This window comes from Celeribacter baekdonensis (assembly GCF_003047105.1).
GTDB lineage: Bacteria > Pseudomonadota > Alphaproteobacteria > Rhodobacterales > Rhodobacteraceae > Celeribacter > Celeribacter baekdonensis_B.
The window spans coordinates 2,198,947-2,218,138 of the sequence record NZ_CP028475.1 but is presented as its reverse complement, the minus strand read 5'-3'; the positions used below and the strand labels follow the sequence as shown (position 1 = coordinate 2,218,138).

The window sequence follows — 19,192 nt, the reverse complement described above, 5'->3', positions numbered from 1 at the left end:
TGATGTCGCCTCAGACCAAAGGCATCAGGCACCTCACGACGGCGGGCACAGTTTAGGTCCGCCGTCTCACCCCCAAGATATGTCCTGAACGACTGGAGACATCCATGGTCCCCCTTTTGCAATTGTCGCATATCGCCAAAAGTTTTGGCCCGGTGCACGCGCTGCGTGATGTGTCTTTCGAGCTGCGCGCCGGCGAAATTCACGCGCTGGCCGGTGAGAACGGTGCGGGCAAATCGACGACGATGAAAATCGTAGATGGCATTTTGCAACCGGATCGGGGCGACATCCGAATTGACGGTACACCCATTCGCATCCGCTCGCCGTTGGATGCGCAGGCTTTGGGAATCGGGTTTGTGCATCAAGAGATCGCGCTGTGCCCCGATATCAGTGTCGCAGAAAACATCTTTATGTCGGCCATTGCGGCGCAGGGTCGTGGATGGATGAACTACGCTGCGCTTGAAACGAAGGCGCGGAAAATCCTGTCCGAATTCTGCGATGTCGATCCGCGCCAGAAGGTTGGCACATTGTCGATCTCCAATCAGCAATTGGTGGAGATTGCCAAGGCGCTGACACTGGATGCGCGCATCCTGATCTTGGACGAGCCGACGTCGGCGCTGACCCAGGCAGAAACATCGAAATTGTTTCAGATCGTCCATCGCCTGAAAGAGCAGGGGATGGGGATCATCCATATTTCGCACCGGATGGCTGAGGTGTTCGATCATTGCGACCGGGTCACGGTGTTTCGCGATGGCGAGTATGTGACCTGTCTTGAGGTTGCGCAGAGCTGCCCGCAAGAGGTTGTGAGCAATATGGTGGGGCGCGACCTGTTGCAACTGTACCCGCCCAAGGCGTCCCAGCGTCCGGGCAAACCCTTGCTTGAGGTCGAAGGGCTGTCGGATGGGCATCTGCTTGCCGATATTTCCCTGACGGTGCGTCAGGGCGAAATCCTCGGAATTGGCGGGTTGATTGGGGCTGGTCGGTCAGAATTGGCCAAAGCAATCTGTGGCCTGCGTCCGCACACGTCCGGCATCACCCGACTTGCGGGCAAAGAGGTCGCAATCCCTGATTTCGCCACGGCGCTGGCGCATGGCGTGGTCTATGTCTCTGAGGATCGCAAGGGCGAGGGGCTGTTTCTCGACCTGCCGATTTCCCAGAACGTCTCCTCGCTGCGACTGTCGCAAGTGTCGACGCGCTTGGGGCTTGTGGATCGACGTGCCGAGACCGAACAGGCCGAGCGTCTGGGGCGCACACTCCGGCTCAAGGCCGGGCGTCCCGAAGACCCGCCATCCACGCTATCGGGCGGCAATCAACAAAAGGTGGCTTTGGCACGGATGCTGTCGGTCGATCCAAAGGTGGTCTTTCTCGATGAGCCGACCCGCGGTGTCGACGTTGGTGCGAAATCAGAGATCCACGCCATCCTGCGCGACCTGGCAGATGCCGGCGTCGGGGTTGTGGTGATTTCGTCCGAACTTCCCGAACTCATCGGTCTCGCCGATCGGATCATGGTCCTGCACGAGGGCCGGATTTCGGGTGAGATCACCTGCGAACACGACATGACCGAAGAGGCGATCATCCATCTGGCCTCCGGTTTGGGAGCCGCGACTGCCCCCGCGATGCAAGGAGACACCGCATGACCGAAACCCATCTGCAAAACGCCCCGACCCTACGCGACAGTGAGGCGCCCGGTTTGCTCAAGCGCCTTTTGGGCATGCGAGAAATGGGCCTTTTGTGCATCATTTTGGCGCTGTGCGTCGTGATGAGCTTTGCCTCGCCCTATTTTCTCACCTGGTCGAATTTCCGTACGATTTTTCTGAGTTTCTCGATTGAGGGCATCGTGGTTATCGGCATGACGGTGTTGTTGATCGTCGGTGGGCTCGATCTGTCGGTGGGCTCTGTCGTCTGTTTCGCCATGGTCGTGGCGGGCAAACTGTTCCTGATGGGGGTTGACCCTTGGCTTGCCTCCGCCGCTGGCGTGGCCGCAGCGGCGGCCGTGGGGGCGGCAATGGGGATGTTCGTGGTCAAGGTCGGGCTGTCTCATTTTATCGCGTCGCTGGCCGCTATGGTGATTGTGCGAGGTGCGTGTTTGCTCATCACCCAAGGCACGCCGTTGTCGCTTTATACTTTGCCGCCCGAGTTCAAATTCGTCGGCCAGGGCAGCCTTTGGGGCGTTCCGCTTGTGGTGATGATTTTCGTGGTTCTGGCTGTGTTCTTTGACGTCATGCTGCGCCGCTCTGCGCGCTTTCGCATGGTGTTCTACACCGGGTCAAATGAGAAGGCGGCAAAATATTCGGGCATCCGCACCGAGCGCGTGGTGTTTTGGGTGACCGTGCTCTGTTCGACCCTGACGGGGCTTGCAGGGGTGATCTTTATGGCCCGGTTCGGTTCGGCCACGCCGCAATTTGGCGTCGGGATGGAGCTGAACGTCATCGCTGCTGCGGTGATCGGGGGCGCGTCCCTGAAGGGCGGACAAGGGTCGATCTTTGGGGCCGTCCTTGGCGTGGCGTTGCTGTCGTTGGTGACCTCCTCGCTGATCCTGTTGGATGTCAGTGTCTACATGCAAGACATGATCAAGGGATTCATTCTGCTTGCCGCCGTCTCGATTGATCATCTGATGAACAAAAGCGGGGAGCGCGGCTAAGATGGGGGATATGACACCAGATATTGCCTTGGTGCGCCGGATCTACGCCGCGCTGACGATGCATTACCTCGATGGTCTCACGCAGGCCGAGGTGGCCGAACGCACCGGACAGAGCCATTCAACCGTCAACCGCATGATCAAAATGGGCCACGAGATGGGCATGGTCGACATTTCGATCCGATCGCCCTTTCAGGACCATCTTGCGCTGGAACGGGACTTGGCCGATGCTTCGGGTCTGCGCGAAGTGGTGATCGAAGCCACAGCCTCTGGCAATCCCGAAGCGGTGTTGGCGCGGGTGGGCCTGTGCGCCGCCGCATTGCTGGTCTCTAAGGTCAAGCCCGGCATGTCGGTCTGTGTGACGGGGGGCAAAGGGGTCAGTGCTTGTGTTGCAGGCTTACGCAATGTGCCGCAGGTCAAAGGCGTGCGCATGGTGCCTGCGACCGGATTGGTCCAAGGGCAACACTATACCGACGTGAACCACGTCGCCGCCACGATGGCGCGCTCTTTCGGTGGCGAAGCGGTTCAAATGCTGTCGCCCATGTTTGCGGAAACCGAGGAACAGCGCGAAATTGTGGCTGGTATGAAAACGGTCAGCCGGGTGATCGAGGCGGCCCGCGCCGCAGACTTGGCGGTGGTTGGCATCGGTGGACTGCGGGAACGCGCCACCTCTTATTTCGACCTGCACCGTGATGTTCCGGGCGAAGAAGGCGAGCTGATGGCGTCTGGGGCAGTGGCCGAACTTTTGGCCCATGTGCTGGATCGCGATGGCAAGGTGACCGACTACACTCGCAACCGGCTGGTCGTGGCCATGGCTCCCGATGACTTGGCAAAGATCCCGGTCAGCATCGGTGTGGCCGCAGGGCTCGAAAAAGCCGAAGCAATCTGCGCCGTGGTGCGCGGGGGCTACATCAACACGCTGGTCACGGACGAGGCTACGGCCCGTGATGTGCTGGCCCGATTGAAGGCAGATACCGCATGAGCGATCCAATATCCATCATCCCCGACATCAGTCGCACCGACCGTCTCGATCGGATGGACGCCAGCACGCCAAAGGTGCTGATCATCGGAGGTGGTATCAATGGTGCCTCAGCTTACCGTGAACTGGCGCTCAATGGCGTGTCAGTCATGTTGGCGGAAAAGGGCGATTTTTGTGCGGGGGCCTCCTCGGCCTTGAGCCGCATGGTGCACGGCGGGTTGCGCTATCTGGAAAACGGCGAATTCGATTTGGTGCGCGAGGCGCTGGATGAGCGCAACCGCCTCTTGGCCAACGCGCCGCACCTTGTTCGCCCGCTGCGCACCGTGGTTCCCATTGAGTCCTGGTTCTCGGGGTCGTTGAACGCGCCTTTGAAATTCATGGGCTTTTCCCGCGCCCCATCGCGGCGCGGGGCGTTGCCCGTCAAGTTGGGCCTGTCGTTTTACGACCTTTACACGCGTGGCAAGGGCGGGATGCCGAAACACGCTTTCCTTTCTGGCAAAAAGGCAAAAGAGCGCTTTCCCTTTCGTCGCGAAGTCCGTTGTGCCGCTGCTTATTATGACGGTCAGGTCAGCCACCCCGAACGGATCGTCACCGAGATGTTCGAAGACGTGGCGCGCGCCGGGCAGGAGGCCATTGCACTCAACTATCTGGAGGTTTCAGACATCGGCGAGACCGAAGTGACCCTGAATGATCGCATTGGCGGGCGGAAGATCACCATGCGGCCCGATGTGATCATCAATGCCACCGGCGCATGGATCGACATGACGAACCGTCGCCTTGAAGCGGGTCCAGAGCCGATGGTTCAGGGCACCAAAGGGTCGCATCTTGTATTGGATCACCCGGTGCTTCGGGACATGCTTGGCGAAGATATGGTGTATTTCGAGAACACAGATGGGCGCATCTGCATCATGTTCTGTCTGCATGGGATGGTTCTGATTGGCTCCACCGACATAAAGGTGCCGGACCCTGACCACGCGCGCTGTGAAGAAGACGAGCGTGATTATATTCTCGAAGGGGTGCGTTGGGTGTTCCCCGGCCTCGACATTTCACGCGATCACATTCGGCATATCTTTTCAGGCGTGCGTCCGTTGCCCGTCAGTACAGCAGGCACCACGGGGCAGATCCCGCGCGGCCATTTTAACGCATGGATCGAGCCGGAGGCTGGCCAGGCGCATCCTCCGGTCCTGTGCATGATTGGCGGAAAATGGACCACGTTTCGGGCGTTTGGCGAGCTGGCCGCCGATGATGTTCTGACGCGGCTCGGCCTGCCGCGTATGTTGGACACCAAGGCATTGCCCATTGGCGGTGGGTGTGGCTTTCCACAAAACCCGGAGGCACTGGTTTCGCGCATCCGGGCGGACAGCGGACTGTCGGAACTCCGGGTTGCGCGCTTGGTTGAGCGCTATGGCACACTGGCCGGGCCGCTGGCAAAACGCTTTTCCACGGAGACGATGCTTGCCGGGTTGCCTGACTACAGCATGGAAGAGATCGACTACCTGATCACCACAGAACAGGTCGAAACACTGGCCGATTTGGCCCTGCGCCGAACGACAGTGGCGCTGAGCGGAGGGCTGGACAGTGCAGCACTCGAAGAGATGGCCGACCGGCTGTGCGTGGCGAAAGAATGGACCCGGACCCAGCGCGACGAGGCGGTGCAGGTGTTTCGTGAAAAACTTGTGGCGGATCACGGGGCGACGCGCGCGCGACTTGAAAGCCGCGGCACAGCGCATTGGACGGAGGCGGCGCAATGAGCGGGTATCTGATCGGCGTGGATGCCGGAAATACAGTGGTCAAGGCGGCGTTGTTTGACCTGTTGGGCAACACACTCGCGGTGGCCTCGCGCGACTCCGTCTCTTTTCAGCCTGCGCCCGGCTGTGTCGAGCGTCGCCCTGACGATCTTTGGCAGGCTGCGGCGGGGGCGATTCACGACTGTTTGGCAAAGGCGGGCATTGATGCGGCGCAGGTGCGCGCCGTGGGCGCCGCCGGTCATGGCAATGGGCTATACCTGATGGACCGCGAGGGGCGGGGTCTGTTGGGCATTCAGTCGATGGACAGCCGGGCCGTCCTTCTGGCCGCGCAGTTGGCGCAACGTCATGGCGACGAGATTCACCGGCGGGCGCAATCGCGTCCCTGGGCCGCAATGACCCCGGTTTTGCTGTCGTGGATCGCGGCGGAACGCCCGGATATTTTGGCTCAGACAGGCAGCGTTTTGCTGTGCAAGGACGTGATCGTGCATGGGTTGACCGGACGCGTCGGCTCCGATGTGTCCGACCTGTCTGGCTGTGGCCTGTTGGCGATGCCCGCATTGGAATACGACGATGGGTTGCTTGATCTCTATGGCATCCGTGCGCTGCGGGGGGTGCTGCCTGAGCCTGCACAAAGTCACGATGTCGTCGGGCATGTGACGGCGGACGCCGCAGCGCTCAGCGGTCTCAAGGCAGGCACGCCGGTTGTGGCCGGGTTGTTTGATGTGTTGGCCTCAACGCTTGGGGCCGGGACGACAAAAGCGGGCGAGGCCTCTATCGTCGCGGGCAGTTGGTCGATCAACCAAGTTTTTGCCACCGCACTTCCCGAAAATCCCCGCGCCATTTTGGCAAGTGTCCTTGGCCGCGATGTTTGGGTGAGTTGCGAGGCTTCGCCAACATCGGCCGCCAACCTCGAATGGTTCGTCAAAAACCACCTCGCAGAAGAGGCAAAAGCGACGGGTGAGGCCCCCTTTGCCCTATGCAACAGGTTGGCCGCCCAATCCGATCCGCAGGGGGAGTTGCCCTGTTTTCATCCGTACCTTTACGCCGGGCCGGTCCCCGGCGCGCGGGGCGGGTTCAACAACATCGGATCATGGCACACGCGCGCTGATATGGTGCGGGCGCTCTATGAGGGCGTGGCCTTTGGTCATCGGGCACATTTCGAGATTTTGGACCCGGACCGGACGATCACACAGGCGACCCTGTCTGGAGGTGGGGCGAAGTCACCGCTTTGGGCACAGATTTTTGCCGATACGCTCCAAATGCGCCTGCGGCTTTCGGATTGCGAAGAGACCGGCGCGCGGGGCGCGGCCATGGCCGCAGCCCTCGGGGCGGGCATTTTTCCTGACTACGACACAGCAGCGGCTGAGATGGCCGCGTTTACCACCGAACTTGTACCCGACCCTGAGGCGGGTGCGATCCTTGATCGTCGCTATGCGCGTTGGTGCGCCTATGGCGATGCGCTTGGGCCTGTTTGGGCCCAGCAATAGGCGGAGCTAGTTGCGAGCCCCATGAAAAAACAACACAGTAAAGGACATCCAATGGCTGATCTCGACGACATCATCGACGGCAAGGACTTTGCCCTGAACACGCCCGCAAAGAATGAGGCCTTTTTCCTCAAAGGGGCGGGGGCGTATGACTGGGGTATGCAGAACCGCTTGGCCCGCATTTTCCGACCGGATACCGGGCGCACGGTGATGCTGGCGTTTGACCACGGTTATTTCCAAGGGCCAACCACCGGGCTTGAGCGCGTCGACGTGAACATCTCTCCGCTGTTTGACTATGCGGACGTTTTGATGTGTACCCGCGGTATGTTGCGCACATCGGTGCCTGCCTCGACCCGCAAGCCCATTGTCATGCGGGCCTCTGGCGGCAATTCGATCATGTCCGAGCTGTCGAATGAGACGGTGGCCGTGGACATGGAAGATGCGCTGCGGATGAATGTCAGCGCGATGGCGGCACAGGTCTACATCGGCTCGGAATTTGAACATAAATCAATCAACAATGTGATCCGCTTGATCGACGCGGGCAACCGTGTGGGGATGCCGACACTTGCGGTGACAGGGGTGGGCAAAGATATGGCCCGCGACGCGCGTTATTTCGGGCTTGCGACCCGGATCGCCGCCGAAATCGGGGCGCAATACGTTAAGAGCTATTTCGTCGAAGACGGGTTTGAACGCGTCTGTGCAGGGTGCCCGGTCCCTATCGTGATCGCTGGCGGCAAAAAAATTCCTGAAAAAGAGGCGTTGGAGGTGGCCTATAAAGCGGTCGATCAAGGGGCGGCAGGTGTCGATATGGGGCGCAACATCTTCCGTGCCGCTGATCCGGTGGCGATGATCCAAGCCGTCTCTGCTGTCGTCCATGAGTTGCTGCCGCCTGCACAGGCGTTCGAGATGTATAAGGACCTCTCGCAACGCGTCGTGGCGGCCTGATGGCCCCGCCGACCACAGCCCTGTCCACACCGACACTGTCGGCAGGCAGTCTGTTGGTTGACCGGGTGAACAGGTCACGCAAACTCGGGGGCAACCCCGAGTTTTGCATGCAGGGCGGGTCAACACCCGCCTCAAAGTCGACCGCGACGGTTAACGGGTGCGTCATGTCAAAGGCAGTGGCTGGGATTTAACCATGCTCGACACCATGTTCGACATCATGCCGCGCCGCTTTGAGGACAGTTTAAACAGGCGAGGTCATCGAACGCGCCTTACCCTCAAGATGTGTACCGTGCAATCAATCCCTGAGCCGTTGCGTCGTCTGTGACCAAAATATTGGCGATCCGTGCCTGCAACATGCCATAGATCGCGCCGACCTTTTGCGGAGCACCACCAATACAGATTCGTTCCGACACGTTGAGCAAATCGTCCAGCGCCATCGTGATATGGCGCTCGTCAAATTCACTGCGCACAATTTGCCCCTCAGCATTATAGAAATACCCGGCAGCAAAGCCGACCGCCCCAGATCGCGATAAATCTGCAAGGCGGCATCGGACATGAAACCGCTTTGTTCCAAAAGCGTTTCACCGTCCAGTTGGGTGACGCCAAAGATCGTCTTTGTGCACTGTTGCAACAGGGTGAAGTGATTGCGGATTTCTGGCTCGTTCAACAAAATGTCTTTGACCTGCGCCGTGGACACAACCCCCGGCGCATGCAGGTTCACACAACGTGCACAGAGGCGATCTGCGATATTTGTGGTACACAGAACCGGCGAAAAATCAAATGTCGCGACGGCACTGCCAGTGATTTGTGCGACCGTGATATTGGGGTGACGCATACTGGTCAGGTGCTTTGACAGCGACAGAACCGTGCGCCCCCAAGCGACACCAATTGTATCATCGGCCTGCAGCCGAGCTTCCAAGACCCGCGCGCCCAGATGGCTGATTTCATTGGCCAATGTGGCGGGGTCTTGTGGCGTCGGTAGCACATAGCATTCTGACAGGCCGCTCAATTCGCACAGTTTAAGCGCCAAATCAGCCCGCGCGATGCGCGAGGGGTCGATGGAGATATTCACGATCCCCTCATCGCGCGCCTTTTGCAGCAGGTTGAACACAGAGGCGCGTGAAATCCCCAGCTGATCGGCGATTTTGTCCTGTTTTTGACCCTCTTCGTAATAGAGCCACGCCGCCCAAAGCACCTCGTCCATGCCAAACCGCGACGGCACGGTGCGCCGTGTGGCGTGGCGTGAGTCGTCATCGGTTTTGTCGCGTTTGCCCGGCATGTGCGCTCCTTAAAATGGTGCTTTTACGAAATTCAGTCTGACAATCAACCTGAAACCTTTGGAAATCAAGTGCTTTGACATATGTCAGTATGCTTTGAATAATGTTATTGACATATGCCACAACTATCTGACAACTTTCAATTCAAGTGAGAAGTTTGCGAGGGAGGAGCAAATGACCATGCCGCTTTCAATCAAAGACCGCGTGACACCCGGCTGGAATGCCCTCATCACCGAGGTCACTCAGGGCAACTGGCGCGACCCGGATACTGGGCTGGCTGTTGATGTTCCTTTCAACAACATCAACATCGGTGACGGCTTTGCCGACGCCGCCCATGACATGGTGAATGCGGTGATGCCCGCGCAAAGCTATGCGGTGGTATGTGATGCGGACACGGCCGAAGTGATGGGCGCGGATGTTGCGCGCAACATGCAGGGCAAGGCTGAGATTTTCGTTTTAGATCATCCACATGCCGACGAAGGACAGGTGCGCGATCTGCAAAAACTGACCCGCAATCATGACGCGTTGATTGCGGTCGGATCTGGCACGATCAACGATCTGTGCAAATACGCGACCTATCTCGACGGGCGCGCCTATAGTGTGTTCGGCACAGCGCCTTCGATGAATGGTTACACCTCTTCGACCGCGTCGATCACCCTCGAGTCCGGTCTGAAAACCACGCAAAATGCTCATGCGGCCAAGGGCGTTTTCATCGACATCGACGTGTCCTCAAAAGCGCCGCAATATTTGATCGGCGCGGGGTTGGGGGACTCTTTGTGTCGGCCCACGGCGCAGGTGGATTGGTATTTTTCCCATGTGATGCTGGGCACGCGCTATGCGACCGCGCCCTATCTTTTGCAGGAAAACGACGAGGCCGAAGTGCTGCGCCGATCCGCCGATTTGGGTCAGGGCGAACATGACGCCATCGGGTATTTGCAACGGCTTTTGACCCTTGGTGGGCTTGGCATTGCCGTGGTTGGCATGAGCCATCCTGGCTCGATGGGCGAACACCAGATTTCCCATTGGATCGACAGTTTCGCCGGCGACCGCCACCCCGGCACCGTTCATGGTCAACAGGTCGGCGTGGCCTCCATCACCATGGCGCGGCTGCAAGATCACATCCTCTCGATGGAGCAAGCGCCGCGCATTCGTGGCTGGCAACCGGACGAGGCCGCAATCCGCGCGCGCTATCCGGCGGCGGCGGTCGAAGATTGCCTCAAGGCCTCGCGCGCCAAAGCGATGGATGCGCAGGCTACAGAGGCCTTCAACCGTCAATTGGCTGAAATCTGGCCTGAACTGCGCACAACATTGCGCGCAATGATGTTGGCACCTGACGAGATGGCGAAACATCTACGCGCCTCCGGGGGCGGGGCCACCTATGACGAAATCGGCCTTGAACGCGGTCTGTATATCGACGCCCTGCGCCATTGCCGCGAGATGCGCGACCGCTACTCCATGCTCGATCTCGCCGATGACATGGGCATTCTGGACAGTTTTATTGAGGAGTGGGTCTGATGCGTCCGCTGAGCGAACTTGACGACGGCCAACTGGCCAATTGTGTGGCGGTTTTGACCGATATTGACGATACGCTGACCACGGACGGCCAGTTGCCCGCCGCGGCCTATGCCGCTTTGGAGCGGCTGGCCGATGCGGGGCTTGCGGTGGTGCCGATCACCGGACGTCCCGCCGGGTGGTGCGATATGATCGCACGGCTTTGGCCCGTGGCCGGAATCGTGGGTGAAAACGGTGCGTTCTATTTTTCCTATGATCGCGAAAAGAAAGTGATGCGGCAAAAGTTTTTTGCCACGGCAGAAGAACGGCGTAAAAATCGGTTCCGTCTCGACGTGTTGCGTCAGGACATTTTGGCAAAAGTGCCCGGCGCGGGGATCGCCTCGGATCAACTCTATCGCGAAGCCGATCTGGCGATTGATTTCTGCGAAGATGTGCCCGCACTGCCCGAAGATCAGGTGCAATTGATCCTCGATATGTTCAAAGAGGCCGGGGCGGTCGCCAAACTGTCCTCGATCCATGTGAACGGCTGGTTTGGCAATTACGACAAACTGTCGATGAGCCGCCTCTTTGCCAAGGACATCCTTGGGATGGATCTGGATGCGGATCGTGCACGGATTATCTTTGCGGGCGACAGTCCGAATGACGGTCCGATGTTTGAGTTTTTCCCAAATTCCTGCGGTGTCGCCAATGTGCGCGATTTTGAACCGGGTAGCTTTGCCCCGCCCGCCTTTGTGGCCCCGTCCGAGGGTGGCGCAGGCTTTGTCGAGATTGCCGAACGCATCCTGAGCGCGCGCCCCGTCCCGGCGCGGGAGGCGGCTCATGTCTGATCCCGCGTCTGATCCCCTCTATGACCTTGCCATCATCGGCGGCGGCATCAACGGGTGCGGCATTGCGCGCGATGCGGTCGGGCGGGGTTATTCCACTTATCTGTGTGAACAGGGCGATATGGGCGGGGCCACCTCGTCCTCTTCAACCAAGCTGTTGCATGGCGGTTTGCGGTATTTGGAGCATTACGAATTCCGACTGGTGCGGGAGGCCCTGATCGAACGCGAAGTCCTGTGGAACATCGCGCCCCATATTGTGCGCCCGCTGCGCTTTGTCTTGCCGCATTCCAAAGGGATGCGCCCGGCGTGGCTCTTGCGTCTTGGCCTATTCATTTATGACCATTTGGGCGGGCGCAAACTCTTGCCCGGCACCGCGCGGGTCAATTTGAAAACTGGGCCGATTGGCGCGGGTCTGCGGGCGGATTTGAAACTCGGGTTTGAATATTCGGACTGCTGGGTCGAGGACAACCGTTTGGTCATTCTCAATGCGATAGATGCCGAGGAACGCGGGGCCACCATCCGCGCCCGCCACCGCTGCACAACCGCCAAACCCCATCCCGACGGCGGCTGGATCGTGACCACCCGTGATCTGGACACGGGGCGCGATGAGGTGATCCGCGCGCGCATGGTGATCAACGCAGCCGGACCGTGGGCCAATGACGTGGCGCGCACTGTTGCACAGCGGCCACCGAAAGGCCGGGTGCGTCAGGTCCAAGGCTCGCATATCGTGGTTCCGAAACTCTATGATCACGACCGCTGTTTCATCTTTCAAAATGATGACGGGCGGATCGTGTTCACCATTCCCTATGAGGATAAATTCACGCTGATCGGCACCACCGATCGCGACTATCCCGGTGATCCCGCCGATGTGGCCGCCTCGCCGGAAGAGATTTCGTATCTGTGCAAACTCGTGTCCGGCTATTTCAAACGGCCGGTTTCGGTCAGCGATGTGGTCTGGACCTATAGCGGTGTGCGCCCGCTCTATGATGATGGCAGTTCAGACGCGCAAAAGGCGACGCGGGATTATGTTTTGGAAGTCGATGAGAGTGAAAAAGCCCCGATCCTGTCGGTCTTTGGCGGCAAAATCACGACGTATAGACGGCTTGCTGAATCAGCCATGGAAAGGATCGAGACCTGTTTGAAGGCCCCGCAAAGTGGCGCAAAACTTGCGTCCGGCTGGACCGGAACGATGTCATTGCCAGGCGGGGAGTTCGATCCCGGGACATTCGAGGCGGAGGTTCGAAAACTACAGTCTCGCTATGGCTTTCTCTCAATCAGCGAAGCGCGCCGTTTGGTTCGCTTTTACGGCACCCGCGCGCCGAACATGCTCGGGATGGCCAAAAAGCGGTCTGATCTGGGGATGGATTTTGGCGCTGGACTGAGCGCGCGCGAAATTGACTACATGCGCCGCCACGAGTGGGCCCATACGGCGCAGGATATTCTGTTTCATCGTAGCAAGTTAGGGCTGCGGTTAAGCCCGTCACAAATTGACGCCATTGAACACTACATGGAAGGGTCACAGACGACGCGACAAAGCGCCTGAGCTCAGGCTCACAGGGGACAGAGGAACCCGTGGTGCAGAGGTCGCATGCACAGCCGCTTGAGGAGGCGGTGAAATTAGGGAGGAGAAGCCGATGTTTCTGGGCATAGATCTTGGGACGTCCGGGGTAAAGTGTATCCTGATGGATGCGGATCAACAGTTGGTTGCCGAGGCGTCCTCGCGACCCCTTGAGGTGACGCGCGCACACCCTGGATGGTCCGAACAAGACCCCGCCTTATGGTGGGGCGCTGTGGGCGAGGCGCTTGATGCGTTGCGCGCCAATCACGGCACAGCTATGGCCGCGGTCGAAGGCATTGGCCTGTCGGGCCAGATGTATGGGGCCACCGTTCTGGATGGCGCGGACAAGCCACTGCGCCCGGCGATCTTGTGGAATGACACGCGCAGCACCCCTGAATGTGAGGAGTTGTCTGAGGCGGTGCCCGATTTGATGCACCATGTCGGGCGCAAGCCGACGCCGGGTGTGACCGCGACCAAACTGATGTGGCTGCGTCGTCACGAGCCGGAGACCTTTCACGCCATCCGCACCGTGCTGTTGCCGAAAGATTATGTCCGTCTGTTGCTCACGGGTGAAAAGGTCAGCGATTTGGCCGATGCGAGCGGCACGATGTGGGTCGATCTGGACAGACGCGATTGGTCCGACACAATGCTGTCGGCCTGCGGTTTGGACCAACGTCAGATGCCGCGATTGGTCGAAGGCACCGCCGTGTCCGGGCGGTTGCGCTCAGAGCTTGCGGCGCGGTGGGGCATGGTGCGCTGTCCGGTTGTGGCAGGGGGCGGCAGTGACAATGCTTGCGGCGCCTGCGGCACCGGCGTGATCGAAGACGGCGATGGCACCGTGTCCTTGGGCACATCCGGCGTTCTGTTTGTCGCCAATGACAGCCCAAGATCGGCCGGAGATCACGCGATTGAATCGCTGTGCCATGCGGTGCCCGATCGTTGGCATCAAATGTCGGTGGTGCTCTCGGCCACCTCGTGCCTGACCTGGCTGTCGGCGCGGCTCAAAGCCAGCCCGGCGGAGTTGGTCCAAGCCTTGGGCCATGCGCCACGCTCGGCCACGGATCTGACCTTTGTGCCCTTTCTCGACGGCTGCTGGTCGCCGCGCTCGGATGCCAAAATTCGCGGCGGGTTCTTTGGACTGGCGCATCAACATGATGACGCTGCAATGACACAAGCGGTGATGCAGGGCGTGGCCTTTGCCATCCGCGAATGCGCCGATGCGTTCCGTGCCAGTGGGACCGAGCTGCGTCGGTTGCTGGCCATTGGCGGCGGATCGCAATCGGAGCTGTGGCTGTCGATGCTGGCCAATACGCTTGAACTGGAACTGGACGTGCCTCGGGGTAGCGCGCTTGGCGCGGCCTATGGCGCGGCACGGTTGGGCATGATCGCGGCAACCAATGCGGCCCCGGCTTCGGTGCTGCGTCGTCCCGAACTGAAGGGCTCGATCGGACCAGAGCCCGCATATCTGGACAGTTACACAGAGGCTTTTGATCGCTGGAAGGGCGCGGTCGCGAGCTGCTGAGATCTTGCCCATGCACCCTGAGGAGGGGGCGCATGGGTCAACAAAAGCTGACCCAAACAGGGCGGCACACAGTGGAGGAAAGAACAATGACTGAGGAAATGACCCAAGACGGATTGAACCGCCGGATGTTCATGGCTGGGACGGCAGCGGTTGCGGCCAGTGTTGCCCTTTGGCCAAAAGAGATGCGGGCTCAGGCGGCTGGTCGCAAATTCGCCGCGTCTCTTGGCTGGACCACATATGATTCTGGTCGTCACCTACAAGACGGCTTTAACGCGGCTGTGGCTGAACTTGGCGGTGAATTGACCATGACTGATGCGGGCTTTGACGCACGCGTCCAGTCCGATCAAATCGACTCGCTTGTGGCGACAAAGCCTGAGGCTTTGTTCATCACCCCGCCGATGCTGTCGCCATCGCCCCCGCGGTTGAACGCGCTATTGCCGCAGGCATTCCGGTGTTTTGTGCCGACAGCGCCGTACCCGGAGCCATCGTCACCACAACCGCCATGTCCAACAATTTCGGCATGGGGCAGTATTCCTGCGAATACATTTGTAAGGCTCTGAACGGCAAAGGCAAAATTGCCCGCGTCATGCTGCCGCAAAACGAGAGCTGGGATCAGCGCACTTTGGGGATGGAATGGACCTTGCGTCGCTATCCAGAGGTCGAAATCGTCACAGAATGGGCCTTTGCTTTGGCGGGCAATGTCTCGCCGCGTCAGGCCGTCGATAACATTCTGACCTCTCACCCGGATGTGGATGCGATCTGGTGTGCTTGGGATGGCGCGGCTGTTGAAGGCACGCTGGCGGCGCGCGCTGCCGGGCGCACTGATTTGATCCTGACCGGGATTGATGGCGGCTCTCAGGCGTTCAACTACATCGCGGCCGACACGCCTTTGAAACTGTCGATGGCGCAGAGCTTCTATGAGATGGCCTATCTCGATGTGTTCTACGCGCATGAACTTCTGGCTGGGCGCAGCACCCCGCGCTTGATCACAACCCCGACCTATGCGGTCACCAAAGACATGCTGCAAAACGGCATCCCGGACAATTTTGATGTTCCGGGCGAAGCGGAAAAAATGGGCTGGAGCCGCGCGCTCTAAGACCATTTTCAGCCGGGGGGAGGGCGGATGGTTTGGCCCTCCCCCCACATTTCCGCCTATCACAGGAGTTGAGATCATGGGTGCGCCCGTTCTAATCGCCTCGGATGTCTGTAAGCGTTTTGGCCCTGTTCAGGCCCTGCGCAACGTTGATTTTTGTCTTGAGCCCGGAGAAGTGCACGCGCTTTTGGGCATCAACGGCGCGGGCAAATCGACCTTTATCAAAATTCTGTCTGGCGCGCTCCAGAAGGACAGCGGCACGATCCGCATTGGCGGTGAGGATGTTCATTTTCGTGCCCCCGAAGATGCGATCCGCGCCGGGATTGCCACCGTTCAACAGCACCCGGAACTGGTGCCGGATATGAGTGGCCTCGATAATATTTTCCTGGGTCGTGAAACCGCTTCGCGCGGTCTGCTGGGCCGGATTGATCGTGAGGCGCTTGAGGCGCGTGCCGATGCGCTTTTGTCGCGTTTTGCCGTGCCGATTGATCTGAGCCAAGAGGTGGGCCAAATGTCCGCCGTCGAACGCGAAGCCGTCGCGATCCTGCAAGCGATTGCGGTGGATGGCATCCGCGTGCTTATTCTGGACGAACCGACCTCGACGCTCACAGACGTCGAGCGCGAAGACCTGTTTGCCCTGATGAACCAGTTGCGCGCGCAGGGCATCGCGATCATCTACATCACCCACCAGCTTGAAGAAGTCTTTGCCATCGCCGACAGTTTCTCGGTCTTTCGTGGCGGCGCCTGTGTCGCGCGGATGAGCGTGGACGAGGCCCGTAGCTCTGGCGTGTCCTTGGCCGATTTGATGCTGGGTGAGGCGGTGGGCGATATTTTCCCACCCAAAGCCGACCCAGACACGCGTGGCGATGCCTTTTTGGAGGTGCGCGATCTCAGCCTGACGCATGGCTTTGAGAACGTGTCTTTCACCGCCCACCGCGGCGAGATTTTGGGGCTTTTCGGTCTGGTCGGGTCCGGCTGTGACGAATTGGCCAAGTCGATCTTTGGCGTCGATCCGCCGGATCAGGGCGAGATCCGCATTCACGGCAAGCCCGTCAGCCTGCGCAAGCCGCGTCAGGCGCTGGATGCCGGAATTTTCCTCGTGCCCGGGGATCGTAGAACCGAAGGCTTGGCGTTGAGCCGGCATTCCCTGTTCAACGTGCCGATGGCCAACCTGCGCCGTGCGGCGGGCGGGCGTTGGGGTCTGAAGAGCCGCCAATTGCGCAGTGATATTCAGCGTTTGACCGATCAGGTCGCGCTTCATCCGCCGCATCTGAACACGCCCGCGTCGGGCTTTTCCGGCGGCAATCAGCAAAAGATCGTTTTGGCCAAAGGGCTTTATAGCGAGGCGGATATTTACATTTTCGTCGAACCCACCGTTGGCGTCGACATTGGCGCACGCGCCAAAATTTACGGGCTGATGCGCGAATTGTCAGAGCGTGCGGCGGTGATTGTGGTGTCGAGCGATTGTGATGAGGTGCATGGCGTGGCGGACCGGACCATTGCTTTGCACAAGGGCCGACACGTCGAACCCGAAAGCGGGGTGTTTTCGCGCGATGATTTGTTGATGGCCGGGATTATGGGGAAGGGATCGCTATGAGAACTTGGAAAGACCGTATGCGCCATTCGACGCGCGGGCTGGGATTTGTTGCGCTGGTCGTGATCGTGGCCGTCATCTTTGGTGTGCTTGAGCCGCGCTTTCTCAGCTACGTCAGCCTCAATGGCATTGCCCGACACATGGCCGCCAATGGCTTGGCCGCTCTTGGGCTGACCTTTGTGGTGATCGTGCGTAAATTTGACCTGTCGATTGCGGGTGTCGCGGCCTTTTGTGCCATGTCGATGGGCGCGCTGATCGCCGCCGGATGGCCGCTATGGTCCGTGATCATTGCCGGGCTGGCTTTGGGCGCTGTGATCGGAGGTATCTCCGGCATCGCGATCAGTCGCTTTGGACTGCCCGATATTGTGACCACCATCGCGGTGGGTTCGATCGGCACAGGGCTTGCCTTTATCTACACCGGCGGGCGTTCGATTTTTCAAAATTTCTTCACCAGCGGCATCACCGATCTCAATGACGCCAAGCTCATGGGGCTGGGGGTGTCGATGTGGTTGTTGGTGGCGATTTACGCGCTGGCGTGGTTTGTGCTGAGCCGCACCCGCACCGGGCTTGCGTTCTATGCGACGGGTGAAAACCCGATGGCGGCGCATTTTTCCGGCATCGCCACGCGCCGCTTTGTCGCCTTGGCCTATGTGCTTTGCGCCATGTGTACCGTGCTGGCGGTCCTTTTGATCCTTGCCGAATCCGGCACAGCCGAAACCAACAAAGGCGCCAATTTGATGATGCCGGCCTATGCCGGGGTGTTTTTGGGTGCGGCCATCATGGGGGGCACCTCCGTGATCGCAAGCTTCGGCGGGATCTTGTTGATCACCATGTTGCTCGACGGCTTCGCCTTGATGGGGCTGCCCTACTACTACAGCGACGGTGTGGTCAGTTTGATCCTGTTGATCGGTGTGTTGGCCTTCTCTGACGGTGCGCGTGGCACATTGGAGGCGCTTCGGTTCCTGTTCTGGCCGCAAAAACCCACAAAACCCACCGCAAAAGGGAGCGACGCATGACCATGACCTCAACAGCAAAATTCGCACAAAGCCGTCCGCGTGGGCGCAAGATCGCGCGGCTCACAACTGATCTGTGGCTGGTCGTGGCGGTGATCGTTGTTACTTTGGGGATCGCCAGCCAACGTCCACAGCTTTTGGATGTGGTCAACATCGCCACCGTGCTCAAATCCTTTTCCATCATGGTGGTGATGGTGTTGGGGCTGACGTGGGTTATCGCCTCGGGCAAGATTGACGTCAGTTTCATGCAGGTCGCAGCGCTTTCAAACATGATCTGTGCCTATGCTTTGGCGCAGGGGTGGAGCTGGGGCGGGGCCATCGTTGTGGCGCTTTTGGCGGGGGCTTTGGTTGGGTTGATCAATGGTTGGTTGGTGGCCTCGATGCGGCTGCCCGCGCTGATCGTGACCATTTCCACCGCTGGCATATGTGCCTCGATCGCGGCGGCTCTGGGCAAGGGTACGGTGATCCGCATCGCCGATCCGGGTCCGCTTGAACCGCTGTTGCAACCTGCGTTGGGTGGGGCTGTGCCGATGATCGTGGTGCCGGTGCTTTTGATCGCAGCCGTGGCATGGTTCGTGCAAGAACGGTTAAGCTTTGGTCGCTACATCTATGCTTTGGCGCAAAACGAAGCGGCTGTGCGCGCCGTTGGTGTGCCCGTGGTGAAACTCACCATCATCCTCTTTGTGCTCTCCGGTGTGAGCTCTGCCCTTGCGGGTATTTTGCTCGCCTCAAGCCTGTCTTCGGGTCAGCCGATGATTGGCGGCCCTTTCCTGATCAACGGGCTGACCGTGGTTCTGTTGGGCGGCATGATGGTGCGGGTGGGCAAGCCGAATATTCTTGGCACGCTCACCGCCACGCTCTTTATTGGCGTGCTGTTCAGCGGGGCGACCTTGCTGGGGTTGCCGGATTTCCAACGTCAAATCATCCAAGGTGCCTTGCTTTTGACAGGGTTGATCGTGGCCACCATCGCCGCAAGCCATCATGGCACGCGCACAGCGGGGCAGTGAT

General features: G+C 59.6%; 14 protein-coding genes and 1 pseudogene. 14 read left to right on the top strand and 1 reads right to left on the bottom strand.

Annotated features, from left to right (window positions below; translation table 11 throughout):
- Positions 1-104 precede the first annotated feature (104 nt).
- Genes DA792_RS14470 through lsrF form a run of 6 tightly spaced genes read left to right on the top strand, consistent with a single transcriptional unit; the run spans position 105 to position 7,791 of the window.
- On the top strand, positions 105-1,634 hold the full coding sequence (locus DA792_RS14470) for a sugar ABC transporter ATP-binding protein (RefSeq protein ID WP_107720547.1): 1,530 nt from the start codon (positions 105-107) through the stop codon (positions 1,632-1,634).
- Positions 1,631-2,638 (top strand): ABC transporter permease, encoded by a 1,008-nt coding sequence (locus DA792_RS14465; RefSeq protein ID WP_107720546.1) that lies wholly within the window; start codon positions 1,631-1,633, stop codon positions 2,636-2,638. The genes DA792_RS14470 and DA792_RS14465 overlap by 4 nt, the downstream gene beginning before the upstream one ends.
- Positions 2,639-2,648: 10 nt before the next feature.
- Positions 2,649-3,617 carry a sugar-binding transcriptional regulator gene (locus DA792_RS14460; protein WP_199908069.1) on the top strand — a complete coding sequence of 323 codons (969 nt, stop codon included), beginning with the start codon at positions 2,649-2,651 and terminating at the stop codon, positions 3,615-3,617.
- On the top strand, positions 3,614-5,365 hold the full coding sequence (locus DA792_RS14455) for a glycerol-3-phosphate dehydrogenase/oxidase (RefSeq protein WP_254679260.1): 1,752 nt from the start codon (positions 3,614-3,616) through the stop codon (positions 5,363-5,365). The genes DA792_RS14460 and DA792_RS14455 overlap by 4 nt, the downstream gene beginning before the upstream one ends.
- Positions 5,362-6,849 carry an FGGY-family carbohydrate kinase gene (locus DA792_RS14450; RefSeq protein WP_107720544.1) on the top strand — a complete coding sequence of 496 codons (1,488 nt, stop codon included), beginning with the start codon at positions 5,362-5,364 and terminating at the stop codon, positions 6,847-6,849. The genes DA792_RS14455 and DA792_RS14450 overlap by 4 nt, the downstream gene beginning before the upstream one ends.
- A 51-nt stretch (positions 6,850-6,900) precedes the next feature.
- Complete coding sequence (lsrF, locus tag DA792_RS14445) at positions 6,901-7,791, top strand: 3-hydroxy-5-phosphonooxypentane-2,4-dione thiolase (RefSeq protein ID WP_107720543.1); 891 nt, start codon at positions 6,901-6,903, stop codon at positions 7,789-7,791.
- A 275-nt stretch (positions 7,792-8,066) separates the two neighbouring features.
- Here the strand turns inward: lsrF and DA792_RS14440 are convergent.
- Positions 8,067-8,995, bottom strand: a pseudogene (locus DA792_RS14440) (sugar-binding transcriptional regulator).
- Positions 8,996-9,242: 247 nt separating this feature from the next.
- Here DA792_RS14440 and DA792_RS14435 point away from each other — a divergent pair.
- The 8 genes from DA792_RS14435 to DA792_RS14400 all read left to right on the top strand — a co-directional run bounded on the left by DA792_RS14435 (position 9,243) and on the right by DA792_RS14400 (position 19,191).
- Positions 9,243-10,583, top strand: a complete 1,341-nt coding sequence (locus DA792_RS14435) for a sn-glycerol-1-phosphate dehydrogenase (protein WP_107720541.1) — start codon at positions 9,243-9,245, stop codon at positions 10,581-10,583.
- Positions 10,583-11,407 (top strand): HAD-IIB family hydrolase, encoded by an 825-nt coding sequence (locus DA792_RS14430; protein WP_107720540.1) that lies wholly within the window; start codon positions 10,583-10,585, stop codon positions 11,405-11,407. The genes DA792_RS14435 and DA792_RS14430 overlap by 1 nt, the downstream gene beginning before the upstream one ends.
- Positions 11,400-12,947: a glycerol-3-phosphate dehydrogenase gene (gene glpD, locus DA792_RS14425; RefSeq protein WP_107720539.1), complete on the top strand. Its 1,548-nt coding sequence runs from the start codon at positions 11,400-11,402 to the stop codon at positions 12,945-12,947. Before DA792_RS14430 ends, glpD begins: the two co-directional genes overlap by 8 nt.
- A gap of 91 nt (positions 12,948-13,038) precedes the next feature.
- Positions 13,039-14,484, top strand: coding sequence for a xylulokinase (gene xylB, locus DA792_RS14420; protein WP_107720538.1), 1,446 nt, complete (start codon positions 13,039-13,041; stop codon positions 14,482-14,484).
- Between the two features lie 409 nt (positions 14,485-14,893).
- On the top strand, positions 14,894-15,580 hold the full coding sequence (locus tag DA792_RS22850; RefSeq protein ID WP_368074514.1) for a sugar ABC transporter substrate-binding protein: 687 nt from the start codon (positions 14,894-14,896) through the stop codon (positions 15,578-15,580).
- Positions 15,581-15,656: 76 nt separating this feature from the next.
- Positions 15,657-17,174, top strand: a complete 1,518-nt coding sequence (locus DA792_RS14410) for a sugar ABC transporter ATP-binding protein (protein ID WP_107720537.1) — start codon at positions 15,657-15,659, stop codon at positions 17,172-17,174.
- Positions 17,171-18,187: an ABC transporter permease gene (locus DA792_RS14405; RefSeq protein ID WP_107720536.1), complete on the top strand. Its 1,017-nt coding sequence runs from the start codon at positions 17,171-17,173 to the stop codon at positions 18,185-18,187. Before DA792_RS14410 ends, DA792_RS14405 begins: the two co-directional genes overlap by 4 nt.
- Positions 18,184-19,191 (top strand): ABC transporter permease, encoded by a 1,008-nt coding sequence (locus DA792_RS14400; RefSeq protein WP_107720535.1) that lies wholly within the window; start codon positions 18,184-18,186, stop codon positions 19,189-19,191. The genes DA792_RS14405 and DA792_RS14400 overlap by 4 nt, the downstream gene beginning before the upstream one ends.
- Position 19,192 lies beyond the last annotated feature (1 nt).